Origin of the sequence: Sphingobacterium sp. UBA6317 (assembly GCF_002440385.1) — a bacterium.
GTDB lineage: Bacteria > Bacteroidota > Bacteroidia > Sphingobacteriales > Sphingobacteriaceae > Sphingobacterium > Sphingobacterium multivorum.
Genome location: NZ_DJTD01000063.1, coordinates 24,711 through 40,287, shown reverse-complemented (window position 1 = coordinate 40,287; position 15,577 = coordinate 24,711). Strand labels below are relative to the sequence as shown.

Genomic DNA, 15,577 nt, shown 5'->3' with positions numbered 1-15,577 from the left:
ATTGAGTGAAATAATTCTACTTGGTTTAAGCATACATATCCAGCGTAAGATGACAAAAAATGATTTCAAACTAGCTTGGCGTAAACTCTTAAAAAACAAAGGATTTACTCTTCTAAATATAATTGGATTGACCTTGGGTTTTACCGGTTTTATCCTTTCCTATCAATACATCAATCGAGAGACCAGCTACGATAAATGGAATCCACATTACAAGGATATCTACCAAATTGGCCTTGAAGCAGAAGGTGCATTTACGGACGAAACTTCACCTTCTCTGGCTCCATTGCTAAAACAGAATTTACCTGATATCGTCTATGCAGGTCGAAAAATAGTTTACAATTATGGAAGTTATCCCCTTTTTGGTGAAAAAACAGTCCTTATTAAAAATGCTGCACTGATTGACTCCTCAGCCGCACGAATCTTTCAAATCGAAAATGCGACCGGACCGCTCTACAAAAACAAGGATCAAAAGGATGCGACCATGGTCAAAAGCCATATTGCCGAACAACTATTCAAAAAAGAAGACTTAAATTTTGACAGCCCCCAGTCGATTCCAGCTATAAGCCTTGCTCTAGGTGTGCAGGAAACAATCTACGGTACAATCAAAGAGCAAGGTCTATCCATGATTGATTACGATCTCCTGTTTATCCGTGAACCGCAGGACCTTTTCGCCAATAATAATCCTTTTTTGTATCAAACTTATATTCAAGTACGTCCCGGTACGGATATCACGAAGTTGACCAATCGCATCAACGCGCTTTACCAGAAAGAAATTGCACCGAAAGATAAAATCCGCTCCTCCAGTTATGCCAAAGGGAGGATCTACCTAGACCCACTGTCCAACCTTCACCTTCGGCCAAAAACAGGAAGTAACACGGCTTATATCATCACGTGGATTATTGGTATTCTCTCCGTTTTGATCCTCTTACTCGCCTCTGCCAATTTTGCCAATATGATTATGGCACAAGCGGATCAACGCATTAAGGAACTCGCGCTCAAAAAAATATTGGGAAGCTCACGTTGGGCTATCGTTAGGCAATTGGTACTGGAAGTATTTATTCTGACTTTCAGTGCTGCAATTCTAAGTTTCGTTACTTTGGCCCTCACAGGAAATATTCTCCAAAAATGGTTTAATGATGATCTTAAGGGTTATATTTTGAGTTCGGAGACAATCGCCCAACTTGCTATTGCCGTACTATTGACAACAATTCTATCGGCAATATACCCAGCGATCATACTCTCTGGCTTCAAATCTGTTAATCTCCTAAAAGGTGGACTGACTTCCATTCTCAAAAAGGGCACATTTCGAAACGCACTACTAACTTTTCAGATCAGTATGGCCATCCTATTTATATCGGGCATGCTGGTTATTAGGGCACAGCTAAATTATATGCAGCAGGCGGATAAAGGATTTGAGCCTGCACAGGTTGTTAATTTCAAAGGAATAGGCATGTATTATGATTCCAAAATTGATGGTTCCTATCAACAACTAAAACGTCGGTTAGAAAATGATCCAAGTATTGCCTCTGTTGCATCAGCGACAAATATTCCAGGGGAAGGCGAACAACCTCCCAAAATGGATTTTTCCTATGCTCAAAAAAACGTTTCGTTTGCACATGTCGGTATTGATCCTGGATACTTCAAGACGCTAAATATCTCCAGTATACAAGGAAACACCACTGTTTCAATAGATCAACTGCTTCACGATTCCTTGGCCAACTATGCTATTATCAACGAATCTGCAGCCAAAAATTTAGGACTCGAAAACCCGATAGGTGCTAAAATCAAAGGCTGTGATGTCACCTTTGAAATTGTTGGCTTAGTCAAAGACAGTAAAGCTTATGGCTTTGAAAATGTAGTTCAGCCGAGCCTATATTCATTTAAAAACGAATGTGGTACTATGCGCTTTCAGACAACCCTCATGGTCAAAACAAAACCGGGAATGGTTGATCAGGCCATCAATACAGTCAAAGCAGAATGGGAGAAAAATCCATCCGCAAAAGATCTGCCTCTTGATTATTCTTTTATGGATGAGCAATATGCTTTACAGCACAAAAAACAGCACGAATTGCAGACTGCTTTTAATAGTTTCACCAGCCTTTCGGTTATCATCGCGGCCTTAGGGCTATTTAGTATGGCGGCGTATCAGGCGGCATTACGAAAAAAGGAAATGAGCATCCGCAAAGTACTGGGGGCCTCGGTACAATTGCTCTTTATTCAATTGAACAAACCATTTTTCAAGCTCTTTTTAGTCGGGATCGGCATAGCCCTTCCAATAGCCTATCTACTCATGAATAAATGGCTTTCCAATTTCGCCTATCATATTCAGCTGTCCTGGTGGTCGTTTTTGATCCCAATATTTTGCATATTTATCCTCATATTGGTTTCCATCAGCTTCCAATCTATAAAAGTCGCAAAAACAAATCCAATAGATAGCCTGCGCGATGAATAAAAGATAATTTGAGCGGTAAAGGGCCCTATTCCCCAGTCGAACAGTAATTATGATGACTAATAAAAATATAAAACAAGAATATCTAAGATCTCAATACTAAAAAATGATACAATTAAAAAATTTATTCAAGTGGTATAACGTAGGTGGTACACGCTCATTCGTCCTTAAAGATGTAAGTCTCGATATTGCTGAAGGTGATTTTATCTCCATCATGGGGCCATCAGGGTCTGGAAAATCAACTTTATTAAATATTATCGGTATGCTTGATGAACCTGATGAGGGTGAATATATCTTTATGGGCGAGAATGTATTGGAAATGAAAGCAAAGAAAAGAACGCAACTATATCAATCCCACATAGGCTATGTATTTCAAGCTTATCATCTCCTGGATGAATTGACCGTGTATGAAAATATCGAAACACCCTTGATCTATAAAGACATTTCAAGCAAAGAAAGAAAAGCTATTGTTGCCGATATGCTTGATCGCTTTGGCATTGTCGGGAAGAAGGATCTCTTCCCGGCCCAGCTATCCGGTGGTCAGCAACAGATTGTCGGTATAGCGCGTGCATTGGCGGGATCACCGAAGTTATTGCTGGCCGATGAGCCTACGGGTAACTTAAATTCCAAACAAGGCGAAGAAATCATGGATTTATTCAAACAGCTCAACGATGATGGCGTTACAATTATACAAGTAACCCATTCTGAAAAGAATGCCGAATATGGTAAAAGAGTTGTCAATATGCTGGATGGTCAGCTCAAATAATTGTATGCCAATTTAACCTGGATAATCCCTACGCAGTACATCAATGACGGTAGGGATTTTTTTAGCTCATATCTCGAATCAATTAGTTAACTTCGTTATGATGAATGAGAGAGAGTTAAAATCGCTAATATCCCTGTTGGACGACACCGACCAACAGATTATTCAGGAAGTGGAGCACCAGTTAAAAAGCCAAGGTCCTGAGATTGTACCCTATTTGGAAAAATTTTGGGAGTCCAGCTTCGATCCTCACATACAGGGTCGATTAGAGAATATTATCCATGAAATTCAATTTGATCAGACCAAAAACGAATTACAGATTTGGAACCTGAGTAACTCATTCAATCTACTGGAAGGATTAATTATCCTCAATAATTATCAATATCCTTCTTATGAGGATCATAAGATTGTTTTAGCGATAGAAGACCTCAAAACTGAGGTATGGCGCGGTTTGCATTACGACATGAGCCCGCTGGAAAAAGTGAACCTGATGAATCATGTTCTTTTTGGCTCCTTCGGCCTAACAGGAAATACAAAGGATTATCATCATCCACAGAATTCCTATATTGGTCAAGTACTCGATACCAAACAGGGGAATCCCTTAACCCTATCCTGCATTTACAGTATCATTGCACAAAAATTGGACATTCCGATCTACGGTATTAATTTACCAAAGCATTTTGTATTGGCGTATATGGATTCGGATGAAGAAGGGAATGAAAATGTGCTGTTTTACATCAATGCCTTTAATCGTGGGCAGGTTATGCAAAAAAGCGATGTAAATTCATTTTTGAAGCAACTGAACCTCAATCCGGATAGAGAATTCACCTATCCCTGCGATAATGTGACCATCCTTAAACGAGCTTTGCGAAACTTGATGTCTGCCTACGAGGAACATGAAAGTTCAAACAAGCAACAGGAAATCAAAGCGCTTTTCCAGTTGCTTGCTTAAACTGCACGTTAGAAAATATTAGCTTCACGAGCATCTAAAAAGATATAATTCGGCGTCAAAGAGCCATAGGTTTTCGCTGCAATATCGGGTTTTATATTGCCTTCACCTAGCAATGGAAAACGCGAAATTGTACGATTCGTTAGATCAGAAACATAAAAGAATTTCCCTTGTTCTGTACGATCATCAATGGCTATCCCCCAAGGTTTTACTAAGCCTGTATTAGCCCCACCGATGACGTAATCAGGCGCCACAGTTTTGTCCGTGCCTCCACTAAATAAGGTTTTTGGATCTTTGAAAAATAGCACTTCACTACCGGAAGTTACCGCCAACAAACCCTTTTTGGGTGCATAGGATACCGAGCCTAATCCCGTTTTACCATTGATATATACTTTCATCACTGGCGTAAATCTAGTGGAAGCTACAATGGTATCGCGAGGACGGTCGATGAGTTCTTGTTTGAGTTGAGAATATACAGCAAAACCACTTCTATTTTCTGTTCCTTCATTATTAAAACCAATCAGCACCAATTTCTCATTACTATCACTTGTATTGCTATTCAATAAAGTCAGTGAACTCGGAACCAGGTTCCCAAGGTTAATCTGTTTGTCAATGATTGGTGCTCCACCTTTTGATCCCACTTTTCCACTTGGTGTACTTATCGCATATAACATGGAATTACCTACTCCGCGATTTGTAACCGCCAAAAGAAATGGTGTTGTTACAGATCCAGATGTACCATTTTGTTGGGCATACGTATAATAGGCCAATCCCCTAACATTCGTAAAACCGCGGTATCCAATAGCACCTGCATTACCGGGAATTCCATAGATCTCATTGGCAAATGGAATCACCTGAAGAAAGGTATCCTGTGCCGTAACACTCGCCTGAAAGATAGCCCGGGCAGCAGCATCAAAAAGAATTGGTCCGCCCCCTTTTGCCGGAGAAAGATATTGATAGATATTATCTAAATTGGTCGTATCAGCCGGATCGATAATCATCATGTTTTTAAGCGCAGAATTGTTCTGGTCGTAATCCGAGAAAGAAACATATAATCTAGAGATCAAAGTAGCCCCCGTTCGTACAGGCTCATCATCCAGTTTCTTGCAAGAAGTAAAACCTATTACACTGGCAACGAATAGGATAATACAGGATTGAAACGAAAATTTCATATATTTTTTATTAAAAATAGCGTATTGCGTTAAACATACAAATCTACTAATATATGCAGAATATCAATGAATTTATATGATTCTTTTAGGGGCAAACCCGTATAAGTAAAACGGAAATATTTGTCAATCCGCTACTTTTTGATTAAAATTGCCTTTGTTTTTGTTAGCACATACGATTATGGAAAATAAGGAATTTGTAAGGGAGACGTTGACATTACCGGGAGAGGGCAAAAAATTACTTTTACACTCCTGCTGTGCTCCGTGTTCTGGAGAAGTGATGGAAGCACTCATTGCTTCGGATATCGATTTTACAATCTATTTTTACAATCCCAACATTCATCCCCGCAAAGAATATGATTTACGCAAAGACGAGAACATCCGATTTGCGGAAAAACATAATATCCCTTTTATTGATGCGGACTACGATGTTGATCATTGGTTTGATTTGGCCAAAGGGATGGAGCAAGAGCCTGAAAGAGGCATCCGTTGCACGATGTGTTTTGATATGCGTTTTGAAAAAACGGCTGAGTATGCGGCTGCCAATGGCTTTGATGTGATTTCAAGTTCGCTGGGTATCTCCCGTTGGAAAAACATGGAGCAGATCAATGATTGTGGTTTACGTGCTGCCTCCCGCCATGAAGGGATGGAGTATTGGACTTTCAACTGGCGTAAGAAAGGTGGTTCTGCCCGTATGCTTGAAGTCTCCAAAAAGGAGAAATTTTATATGCAGGAATATTGCGGCTGTGCTTATTCGCTACGCGATACTAACAAATGGCGTATGGCAAATGGGCGCGAAAAGATAGAGTTAGGCAAAAATTATTATGAATAAGTCCTGTTACTGGTGTATATGAAGCTTTGCTTCGGAATATTTGAAAAAATATTTCTATCCTAATGATTTTATACATACCTTTGCAGGCTCAAATGCAAGATTGTGAAACATCTAAAACAATATAGAATTCCCTTTTCGGGGCTCAACGCTGGAAAGCACAATTTTGAGTTTGACATTAATAAAAAGTTCTTTGACTGCTACGAACATTCGATTGTAAAAGATGGCAATCTGAAAGCAGAAGTTGAATTGCAAAAACAAGAAAATCTTTTGATTTTGCATTTTGATATCCAAGGCGAAATTCAATTGACTTGTGATACCTGCTTAAAAGAGTTTATGTCACCGATTTCAATTCAAGAACGAATATTAGTCAAATTCACGGATGAAGATTGGACAGATAATACCGAAGAGGTGTTGATCTTATCCAAAAGCGACCATGAGTTGGATATAGCTGAGTTATTATACGAATACATTAATTTAGCTGTTCCCTATATCGTCAAATGTGAAGAGCAGGGACAAGGCATACAATGTGATCCTGAGATGCTCGCGTTATTTACAAGCGAGCCTGATTCAGAGGAACAAAAAGAAGAAGAAATTATCGACCCACGTTGGGAAGCATTGAGAAATATTAAAAATAACTAAAACAAGAATACGAGATGGCACATCCAAAACGTAAAACTTCTAAATCAAGAAGAGACAAAAGAAGAACACATTATAAAGCTGAAGCTCCAAGCTTGACAGTATGTAAAGAAACTGGCGCAGTTCATTTACCTCACCGTGCATATACTGTAGACGGAAACTTGTACTACAACGGTAAATTGATCATTGAAAATACAGCTGTTGTCTAAGGTAAACCTTTCATAACACCAAAACATCCCAGACAAGCACTATTTTAGAAATTTGCTTTACTTTGGGATGTTTTTTGCGTATTATTGATTTACTAAATAATAACGGATGAAGATTGGTTTAGATATTTTAGGAGGAGATTATGCTCCTAAAGCAACGATAACAGGTGCTATTGAAGCACAAAAACAGCTTACTGGAGACCAAAAAATAGTCCTTTTTGGTAAAACTGAAGAGACTAAACAATTAATCAATCAAGCCGGAGGAAATTCATCTGACTTTGAATATGTGGAGGCTCCAGAAGTCATTGCAATGGGTGAACATCCAACCAAAGCAATAACTCAAAAACCCAACTCAAGTATTGCGAAGGGATTTGAATATTTAAAAAACAAAGAAATTGACTCATTCGCTTCTGCTGGTAATACTGGCGCCATGCTTGTGGGCTCAATGTTTAGCGTTAAAGCTATCCCAGGCGTATTACGCCCTGCAATAGCATCCATTGTTCCCAAATTAAAATCAGGCTTCGGAATCTTATTGGACGTCGGCGCTAATGCGGACTGTAAACCAGAGATGTTGAACCAATTTGCAATCTTGGGAAGTGTCTTTGCCGAACATGTGTTTAATGTATCCACCCCTAAAGTGGGATTATTGAATATCGGAGAAGAAGAAGAAAAAGGAAACATCCTAACAACCTCTACCTACCCCCTACTTAAAGCCAACGACAAGATTAACTTTATCGGAAATGCAGAAGGCCGTGATCTGTTCAGTGACCATGCCGACGTTTACGTCTGTGATGGATTTACAGGCAACGTCGTCTTGAAACTCGCAGAATCATTTTATGTAGTGACGTTGAAAAAAGGTTTTAAAGATGATTTCTTCGACCGATTCAACTACGAGCAGTACGGCGGTAGCCCGATCTTGGGAGTTAATGCTCCTGTCATTATTGGCCATGGTATTTCGACACCTGAGGCCATTAAAAATATGGTTTTATTTTCAAGAGATATGATCGAGTCTAAGTTCATTGACAGCATCAGATCTATTTTCAATTAGAGTATTTATGTCAAAGATTCACGCCGCAATCACGGCTGTAAATGGTTACGTTCCGGATTATATCCTTACTAACAAAGAATTGGAAACAATGGTCGACACCAACGACGAATGGATTGTTTCCAGAACGGGAATCAAAGAGCGTCGCATCTTAAAAGGTGAAGGTCTTGCTACTTCAGATCTTGCTGTACCTGCAGTGCAAGGTTTATTGAAAAAAAGAGGTATAGCTGCTACAGATATTGACCTTATTATCTTTTGTACAAGCACACCAGATATGCTGTTCCCTGCGACTGCAAATATTCTGGCCGATAAAATCGGAGCTACAAATGCATGGGGATTTGATCTTCAGGCGGCTTGTTCAGGTTTCTTGTTCGGTCTGAATACAGGAACACAATTTATCACTGCTGGCACTCATAAAAAAGTCCTTGTTATCGGTGCCGATAAAATGTCTTCGGTCATCAATTACCAAGACCGCAATACCTGTATCCTATTTGGTGATGGTTGTGGCTGTGTATTATTGGAGCCAAATGAAGAAGGCATGGGTATACAAGATGCTATTTTAAAAACCGATGGTTCCGGAGGACAGTTTTTGAATATCAAAGGTGGGGGTTCGCTGAATCCGGCGTCGCATGCAACTGTAGATGCAGGATTACATTACGCTTACCAAGAAGGTCGTACGGTGTTTAAATTTGCAGTAACCAATATGGCTGATGTAGCACATGAAGTTATGGTCAAAAATAACTTAAAGTCAGAAGATATTGCTTGGTTGGTGCCTCATCAGGCCAACAAACGTATTATTGATGCAACGGCAGAACGTGTGGGGCTTCCGGAAGAAAAAGTGATGGTGAACATTCAAAAATATGGAAATACCACCAGTGGTACTATTCCTTTATGCTTGTGGGAATGGGAATCTCAATTGAAGAAAGGAGATAATCTTATCCTTGCTGCTTTCGGTGGAGGTTTCACTTGGGGATCCATCTATTTAAAATGGGCGTATTAGTTGTCCATTTTATGGTATAATTTATTACTTTTGACAGTTAGAATTTTTTAGAAACAAACAAAACCTAGAATACTATGGGTATGGATATCAAACAAATTCAGGACTTGATTAAATTCGTTTCAAAATCAGGTGTGAATGAAGTCTCAATTGAAGAGCAAGATTTTAAAATTACAATAAAAACAAATCAAGAGCCTACGTACGTAACAGCGACTGTTCCTGCTGTTGCTCCAATTGCTGCTCCTCAAGTTGCACAAGCAGCGGCACCAGCTCCAGTAGCTAGCCCTGCAGCACCAGCCGCAAGCGCTGAAGCAAACTTGATCACAATCAAATCACCAATGATCGGTACATTTTACCGTTCGGCTGGACCTGGTAAACCATCTTTCGTCAATGTTGGTGATGATATCAATACCGGTTCTGTACTATGCATCATTGAAGCAATGAAATTATTCAACGAAATTGAATCTGAAGTTTCAGGTAAAATCGTTAAGATTTTGGTAGAAGACGCTCAACCTGTTGAGTTCGACCAACCATTATTCTTAGTTGAGCCTAAGTAATTTACAATTACGTAAATGAATACATGTAGCCTCCAAAGGGCTACATTTTTTGCAAACTTCATAATTCAAGACAATGTTCAAAAAAATATTAATTGCAAATAGAGGCGAGATTGCCCTGCGCATTATCCGTACCTGTCGTGAAATGGGTATCAAGAGTGTCGCAGTATATTCCACTGCCGATCGCGATAGTTTACACGTAAGATTTGCGGATGAAGCAGTTTGTATTGGTCCTCCACCGAGTAGAGACTCTTACTTAAACATTCCGAATATTATTTCTGCAGCTGAATTAACAAATGCAGATGCGATTCACCCAGGATATGGTTTCTTGTCGGAAAATGCTCGTTTCTCAGCTATCTGTGCAGAGTACGGTATCAAATTTATTGGTGCAACTGCAGAGCAGATCGAGAAAATGGGTGATAAATCCCGTGCAAAAGATACCATGAAAAAAGCTGGTGTTCCTACTGTTCCAGGGTCCGATGGTTTGATCTCAAACGTAAAAGAAGGTATTACCTTAGCCAATGAAATCGGCTACCCAGTTATCATCAAGGCTACAGCCGGTGGTGGTGGCCGTGGTATGCGCATCATTTGGAAAGACGAAGAGTTTGAACCAGCTTGGGATTCTGCGCGTGTCGAATCTGCGGCTGCGTTCGGTAACGACGGTATCTACCTTGAAAAATATGTAGAGGAACCGCGTCATATCGAATTCCAAATTGTGGGTGACCAATTCGGTACAGTATGTCATCTATCTGAACGTGACTGTTCGATCCAACGTCGTCATCAAAAATTGATTGAAGAATCGCCATCACCTTTTATGACTCCCGAATTGAGAGCTGAAATGGGAGAGGCTGCTGTTAAAGGTGCTAAAGCTGTAAACTATGAAGGTGCTGGTACAATCGAATTCTTGGTTGACAAACACCGCAACTTCTACTTTATGGAAATGAACACACGTATCCAAGTAGAACACCCGGTAACGGAAGAAGTCATCAACTTTGATCTGATCAAAGAACAAATTAAGGTGGCCGCAGGAATTCCGATCTCCGGAAAAAACTACGAACCAGGAATGCATGCGATCGAATGTCGTATCAATGCGGAGGATCCTTTCAACAATTTCCGTCCTTCACCAGGTAAAATCACCAACTTCCACTCACCAGGTGGACATGGTGTACGTGTAGATACACACGTTTATTCTGGTTACTCAATTCCGCCAAACTATGATTCTATGATTGCTAAATTGATCACCGTTGCGCAAACACGTGAAGAAGCAATTTGTACTATGGAACGTGCATTGAGTGAATTCGTCATTGAAGGGATCAAAACAACCATTCCTTTGCATTTGAGATTGATGCGCGACCCTAACTTTAGAGCCGGCAATTTCACGACAAAGTTTATGGAAACTTTCGACCTAAAGGAATATCCTGCAGAAGATTAAATAAAATTATCTTTACATACATAAAAAATACCATTCTTTACAATAAGAATGGTATTTTTGTTTCCAAACAATTTTTATGAGTACACCTAATTCGAAAGATCTAATACAAGCTATTAAAGATAAAGGGAAGAATATAGAAGCGGAAATGTCTTTTTTTGACCACCTTGAGGTTTTAAGATGGCATTTGGTCCGTTCAGCAATTGCGATCTGTATCTTTGCAGGTATTGCCTTTACATTCTACGATTTCGTATTCAACGATATCATCATGGGGCCAAAGAATTTAAATTTTTGGACCTATCGCATGATGTGTAAGGCAGCAGATGCTTTCAATTTAGCAGACTTCTGTGTCAAGAAAATTCCTTTTAATATCATCAATACCGAACTAGCAGGTCAATTTATGCTTCAGATAAACTCCTGTTTATTGATGGCTTTGATGATGGGATTCCCCTACCTCCTTTTTGAAATTTGGTTATTTGTAAAACCAGCACTGACCGATGTGGAAAGACGGTCTGCACGCGGGTTTGTTTTTTACTCTTCTTTATTGTTTATTTTAGGAGCACTCTTCGGATACTACATTGTTGTACCCTTATCCATCAACTTTCTAGCCAACGTATCCCTAAGTGATGAGATCGTCAACCAGATTACCATTGATAACTACCTTTCTACGATAGCAACGTTAACATTGGGCTGTGGAATTGTTTTCCTACTCCCGATACTGGTATTTATTCTCTCGAAAATAGGCATTATGACCCCTGAATTTATGCGGGCCAGCCGTCGTTATGCAACTGTAATTATTTTAGTGATAGCAGCTATCATTACACCTTCCGCAGATATCATCACCATGCTGACCGTTGCAGCACCAATGTTCTTATTATATGAGATAAGTATCATGGTTTCGGCCGATGTCAAAAGAAAAAAATTAGCACAAGAAAAATAAAATAACAATAAAATGAGCAGCGTAAAGAAAATTGCGATTGGAAGTGACCATGCCGGCTTTGAATACAAAACAGCTTTGGTAAGTTTTCTAAATGAACTGGGTTATGAGGTAACAGACTTTGGAACAAACTCTCCAGATTCAGTTGATTATCCAGATTTCGCACACCCAGTTGCATCAGCAGTAGAAAATAAAGAAGCTGATGCTGGAGTCTTAATTTGTGGAAGTGCAAATGGTGTTGCTATCACAGCTAATAAACACCAAAATATTCGTGCTGCTATCTGTTGGTTGGAGGAAATTTCGGCTTTAGCCCGTCAGCATAATGATGCGAACGTCGTATGTATACCTGCACGTTTTATCGACCTTGACCTCGCTAAAAAGATCGTCAACACATTTATAAACACGGAATTCGAAGGTGGGCGTCACGCTAACCGCGTAAACAAAATAGCTTGTAGCTGTTAGGTAAATTAACATATTTTAAGAAGCGGATGAAAAGCAAATTACACTTTTCATCCGCTTTTTTTTATATATTGTGCAGATAACGACACCTGTTATATCAATTAAGGAGATGATACGCAGCTGATCTGGTTAATTAAATTACAAAATAAGGTACTGAAAGTCACACTAGTAAAAAATAAACAATGAAGAAAATATACAACCTGCTTTGGATAGCATGCGCTCTGATGAGCTGTGCAAATGCACAGGACATAAACAGTAAATATGCCGATGAAATCACGGTAGAATCTACACAGAAGCATCTGCGCACTTTAGCTTCTGTCGATTTTGAAGGCCGAGGAACCGGCCAAAAAGGCGGACGTCTGGCAGCAGAATATATTGCCAATGAATTTAAAAAATATGGACTTAGTGCACCTGTCAACGGATCCTATTTCCAACCCCTGCAACTAATTCGCAACAGCTTTAAAGTAAAGCAATTTAGTATTAACGACAGGCCCTTCCAGCATGGTAAGGACATTTTCGTCATTGGCAACAACGAGAACAAATTCTTCGAAAGCAATGAAATCGTGTTTATTGGTTATGGCATAGATGACCCCAAGTATTCGGATATCTCGGGCTTGGATCTCCACAATAAGATCGTTATGTTGATCAATGAGAATGAGCCAACAGATGAGAAAGGAAATTCATGGATTAGCAGCAAAAAGACTGCGTCGGACTGGGCAACAACCCGAAATAAAAAAGTCAAAGAGATCCTTAAACACAATCCCAAAATGGTATTAGCGATCAATAGTCAGCTGTCCCAACTTTTGGAGGATGCGGGAGACCGTGCTATTGAGGGTCGTTACAATTTGGCGGTGGACCAACCTGCGCCGGAAAAGTCGGCAATGATCCCTGTAGTCAACATTACAGACCATGCCGCAAATTATATACTAAACCTGGCGAGAACTAACCTTGCTACTGTTGTTGCAAAGATTAATCGTACGGGAAAACCTAATTCCTTTGTTATTTCAACAAATTTTAAAGCTGAGTTTGGCACCAATGCGGCTGCTTTAGCTGATCCAAACATTCTTGGCTATCTGGGAGGAACAGATAAAAAAGACGAAATCGTTGTGATCGGAGGCCACTACGACCATGATGGAATGGATTCCAAAGGCAATATCTTCTTTGGGGCCGATGACAATGCCTCGGGCACAACAGCCGTCCTTGAATTGGCACGCGCTTTTTCGAAAGCTAAATCAACAGGAAATGGCCCACGTCGCAGTATTTTGTTCATCACCTATGCTGCAGAAGAAAAAGGTTTACTAGGTTCCAAGTTCTATACAGAAAACCCCATATTTCCATTGAAAAACACCGTTGCTTGCATCAATATCGATATGATCGGCCGTGTCGACGACAAGCATCTCAAAGGCAATCATGATTATATCCACGCTATCGGTTCAGATAAATTGAGCTCCGAGTTATATGAGATCAATAAAAATGAGAATGAAAAACATACGAAACTGGAGATTGACTATATGTATGACAATCCAAAGGATCCTATGCGTTTGTACTATAGATCCGATCATTATAACTTTGCCAAGAAAGGTATTCCTTCTGTCTTTTATTTTTCGGGCCTGCATCCGGACTACCACACGCCTGCAGATACCTATGACAAGATCGACTTTCCATTAATGGTAAAACGCGAAAAGCTCGCATTTTACACGGCATGGCAAATAGCCAATAGGGAAAATCGCCTGGTCATCGACAGTAATAAAGAGTAAGGTCAAATTATCGGCTTTATCAAGGATTATTTTGTACAATACAAAAAGCAAGTAAATGATTGTTTACTTGCTTTTTTATGTACTAAAATGACCTTTAGCATAAACCTTTTATTCACAATTATTGTTATCTTTAATACAAAACAAGTATAATTTATGGCTTTTGTAGATTACTATAAAGTGCTTGGCATTGATAAAACAGCTTCAGCTGATGACATCAAAAAAGCATATCGAAAACTAGCCCGTAAATACCACCCTGATGTCAACCCCAATGACAATGAGGCCAAACAACGATTTCAGGAGATTAATGAGGCAAATGAAGTATTATCCGATCCCGAAAAGCGCAAAAAATATGACCAATACGGTGAACATTGGCAACATGGAGAGGAGTATGAAAAAGCGCAACAACAATACCGTCAGTCACAATCTAACGGAGGAAATCCATTCGGCGCTGGAGGAAATCCATTTGGTGGTGGCGGTTCCCATGAGTACACTGGAAACTTTGATGATGGGCAATTCTCTGATTTCTTCGAACAGATGTTTGGTAGCAGACGCGGAGGAGGCCGCCAAAGTACATTCCGCGGCCAGGACCTTAATGCGGAGCTCAGCTTAACCTTACAAGAAGCTTACACGACACATCAACAGACCTTCAATATCAATGGAAAAAGTATCCGCATCACGATTCATGCTGGCGTGGAGGATGGTCAAAAGATCAAACTGAAAGGTTATGGCGGAGAGGGCATCAACGGTGGCCCAAAAGGAGATCTCTATATCACTATCAACATCACGCCTGATGCCCGTTTTAAACGTCAGGGGAATGACTTATACACAACACTTGATATAGACCTCTATACAGCTATTTTAGGCGGTGAAGCAACTTTAGATACATTCGGCGGCAAAGTTAAACTGAAGATTAAAGCCGAAAGTCAAAATGGTGCAAAAATGCGACTTAAAGGAAAAGGATTCCCCTTGTATCGCAAAGAAGGTGAATTTGGCGATCTGTATGTCACATTGAATATTCAAATGCCCAATAATCTGTCTGCCGAAGAAAAGGCCTTGTTCCAACAATTGAAGGATTTAAAACACTAATCTTATGGAAACGACACTCATTAAAGTCATCGACTTCTGCCAGTCCAGAAAGGTTGAAACAACATTCCTGCAAACCATGGAGGAATACGGACTCATACATATTGTCATTCAACAAGAAGAACAATATATTGATGAAGAAGAGCTCCAAAAATTGGAACGCTTTTCAAATCTCTACTATGATCTTGAAGTAAATCCTGCCGGAATTCAGGTTGCCAGTCACCTATTGGAGAAAGTTGAACAGCTCCAAAATGAAATTTCACATTTAAAGAATAAATTGAAAGCCCTGGATTATTGATCCAAGGCTTTCAA

The 15,577-nt window shown here is 39.8% G+C and carries 16 protein-coding genes; 15 read left to right on the top strand and 1 reads right to left on the bottom strand.

What is annotated here, in order from left to right; translation table 11 throughout:
- Positions 1-49 precede the first annotated feature (49 nt).
- From B3E92_RS20550 to B3E92_RS20540, 3 genes are all read left to right on the top strand, one after another.
- Positions 50-2,452 (top strand): ABC transporter permease, encoded by a 2,403-nt coding sequence (locus tag B3E92_RS20550; protein WP_070566231.1) that lies wholly within the window; start codon positions 50-52, stop codon positions 2,450-2,452.
- Between the two features lie 103 nt (positions 2,453-2,555).
- Positions 2,556-3,215 (top strand): ABC transporter ATP-binding protein, encoded by a 660-nt coding sequence (locus B3E92_RS20545; protein ID WP_046672265.1) that lies wholly within the window; start codon positions 2,556-2,558, stop codon positions 3,213-3,215.
- 97 nt (positions 3,216-3,312) lie between these two features.
- Positions 3,313-4,164, top strand: a complete 852-nt coding sequence (locus B3E92_RS20540) for a transglutaminase-like domain-containing protein (protein WP_312194325.1) — start codon at positions 3,313-3,315, stop codon at positions 4,162-4,164.
- A gap of 8 nt (positions 4,165-4,172) precedes the next feature.
- Here B3E92_RS20540 and B3E92_RS20535 read toward each other — a convergent pair whose 3' ends face one another.
- Positions 4,173-5,333 carry a hypothetical protein gene (locus tag B3E92_RS20535; RefSeq protein ID WP_070566229.1) on the bottom strand — a complete coding sequence of 387 codons (1,161 nt, stop codon included), beginning with the start codon at positions 5,331-5,333 and terminating at the stop codon, positions 4,173-4,175.
- Positions 5,334-5,511: 178 nt separating this feature from the next.
- On the opposite strand from B3E92_RS20535, the gene B3E92_RS20530 reads away from it, so the two are divergent.
- The 12 genes from B3E92_RS20530 (at position 5,512) to B3E92_RS20475 (ending at position 15,563) form a co-directional block, all read left to right on the top strand.
- Positions 5,512-6,162, top strand: coding sequence for an epoxyqueuosine reductase QueH (locus tag B3E92_RS20530; RefSeq protein WP_070566227.1), 651 nt, complete (start codon positions 5,512-5,514; stop codon positions 6,160-6,162).
- 102 nt (positions 6,163-6,264) lie between these two features.
- A complete protein-coding gene (locus tag B3E92_RS20525; protein ID WP_046672268.1) occupies positions 6,265-6,801 on the top strand; it encodes a YceD family protein in 537 nt (178 codons plus the stop codon).
- Positions 6,802-6,815: 14 nt separating this feature from the next.
- Positions 6,816-7,007, top strand: coding sequence for a 50S ribosomal protein L32 (rpmF, locus tag B3E92_RS20520; protein ID WP_046672269.1), 192 nt, complete (start codon positions 6,816-6,818; stop codon positions 7,005-7,007).
- Between the two features lie 106 nt (positions 7,008-7,113).
- The gene (gene plsX / locus B3E92_RS20515) at positions 7,114-8,052 is read left to right on the top strand and encodes a phosphate acyltransferase PlsX (RefSeq protein WP_070566225.1); all 939 of its coding nucleotides are present in this window, start codon (positions 7,114-7,116) and stop codon (positions 8,050-8,052) included.
- A gap of 7 nt (positions 8,053-8,059) precedes the next feature.
- Positions 8,060-9,049 carry a beta-ketoacyl-ACP synthase III gene (locus B3E92_RS20510; RefSeq protein WP_046672271.1) on the top strand — a complete coding sequence of 330 codons (990 nt, stop codon included), beginning with the start codon at positions 8,060-8,062 and terminating at the stop codon, positions 9,047-9,049.
- 74 nt (positions 9,050-9,123) lie between these two features.
- On the top strand, positions 9,124-9,603 hold the full coding sequence (gene accB / locus B3E92_RS20505; protein WP_046672272.1) for an acetyl-CoA carboxylase biotin carboxyl carrier protein: 480 nt from the start codon (positions 9,124-9,126) through the stop codon (positions 9,601-9,603).
- Between the two features lie 73 nt (positions 9,604-9,676).
- Positions 9,677-11,032, top strand: coding sequence for an acetyl-CoA carboxylase biotin carboxylase subunit (gene accC / locus B3E92_RS20500; protein WP_201639722.1), 1,356 nt, complete (start codon positions 9,677-9,679; stop codon positions 11,030-11,032).
- A 76-nt stretch (positions 11,033-11,108) separates the two neighbouring features.
- On the top strand, positions 11,109-11,969 hold the full coding sequence (gene tatC / locus B3E92_RS20495; RefSeq protein WP_070566223.1) for a twin-arginine translocase subunit TatC: 861 nt from the start codon (positions 11,109-11,111) through the stop codon (positions 11,967-11,969).
- Positions 11,970-11,981: 12 nt separating this feature from the next.
- Positions 11,982-12,428, top strand: a complete 447-nt coding sequence (rpiB, locus tag B3E92_RS20490; RefSeq protein WP_046672275.1) for a ribose 5-phosphate isomerase B — start codon at positions 11,982-11,984, stop codon at positions 12,426-12,428.
- A 179-nt stretch (positions 12,429-12,607) separates the two neighbouring features.
- Positions 12,608-14,182: a M28 family peptidase gene (locus tag B3E92_RS20485; RefSeq protein WP_070566221.1), complete on the top strand. Its 1,575-nt coding sequence runs from the start codon at positions 12,608-12,610 to the stop codon at positions 14,180-14,182.
- A gap of 153 nt (positions 14,183-14,335) precedes the next feature.
- Positions 14,336-15,268, top strand: a complete 933-nt coding sequence (locus tag B3E92_RS20480) for a DnaJ C-terminal domain-containing protein (RefSeq protein ID WP_070566219.1) — start codon at positions 14,336-14,338, stop codon at positions 15,266-15,268.
- A gap of 4 nt (positions 15,269-15,272) precedes the next feature.
- Positions 15,273-15,563: a chaperone modulator CbpM gene (locus B3E92_RS20475; protein WP_046672278.1), complete on the top strand. Its 291-nt coding sequence runs from the start codon at positions 15,273-15,275 to the stop codon at positions 15,561-15,563.
- Positions 15,564-15,577 lie beyond the last annotated feature (14 nt).

Coding starts and splice junctions, on each gene's coding strand:
- B3E92_RS20550 (WP_070566231.1), top strand. CDS start 50: ATGACAAAAAATGATTTCAAACTAGCTTGGCGTAAACTCTTAAAAAAC.
- B3E92_RS20545 (WP_046672265.1), top strand. CDS start 2,556: ATGATACAATTAAAAAATTTATTCAAGTGGTATAACGTAGGTGGTACA.
- B3E92_RS20540 (WP_312194325.1), top strand. CDS start 3,313: ATGATGAATGAGAGAGAGTTAAAATCGCTAATATCCCTGTTGGACGAC.
- B3E92_RS20535 (WP_070566229.1), bottom strand. CDS start 5,333: ATGAAATTTTCGTTTCAATCCTGTATTATCCTATTCGTTGCCAGTGTA.
- B3E92_RS20530 (WP_070566227.1), top strand. CDS start 5,512: ATGGAAAATAAGGAATTTGTAAGGGAGACGTTGACATTACCGGGAGAG.
- rpmF (WP_046672269.1), top strand. CDS start 6,816: ATGGCACATCCAAAACGTAAAACTTCTAAATCAAGAAGAGACAAAAGA.
- plsX (WP_070566225.1), top strand. CDS start 7,114: ATGAAGATTGGTTTAGATATTTTAGGAGGAGATTATGCTCCTAAAGCA.
- B3E92_RS20510 (WP_046672271.1), top strand. CDS start 8,060: ATGTCAAAGATTCACGCCGCAATCACGGCTGTAAATGGTTACGTTCCG.
- accB (WP_046672272.1), top strand. CDS start 9,124: ATGGGTATGGATATCAAACAAATTCAGGACTTGATTAAATTCGTTTCA.
- accC (WP_201639722.1), top strand. CDS start 9,677: ATGTTCAAAAAAATATTAATTGCAAATAGAGGCGAGATTGCCCTGCGC.
- tatC (WP_070566223.1), top strand. CDS start 11,109: ATGAGTACACCTAATTCGAAAGATCTAATACAAGCTATTAAAGATAAA.
- rpiB (WP_046672275.1), top strand. CDS start 11,982: ATGAGCAGCGTAAAGAAAATTGCGATTGGAAGTGACCATGCCGGCTTT.
- B3E92_RS20485 (WP_070566221.1), top strand. CDS start 12,608: ATGAAGAAAATATACAACCTGCTTTGGATAGCATGCGCTCTGATGAGC.
- B3E92_RS20480 (WP_070566219.1), top strand. CDS start 14,336: ATGGCTTTTGTAGATTACTATAAAGTGCTTGGCATTGATAAAACAGCT.
- B3E92_RS20475 (WP_046672278.1), top strand. CDS start 15,273: ATGGAAACGACACTCATTAAAGTCATCGACTTCTGCCAGTCCAGAAAG.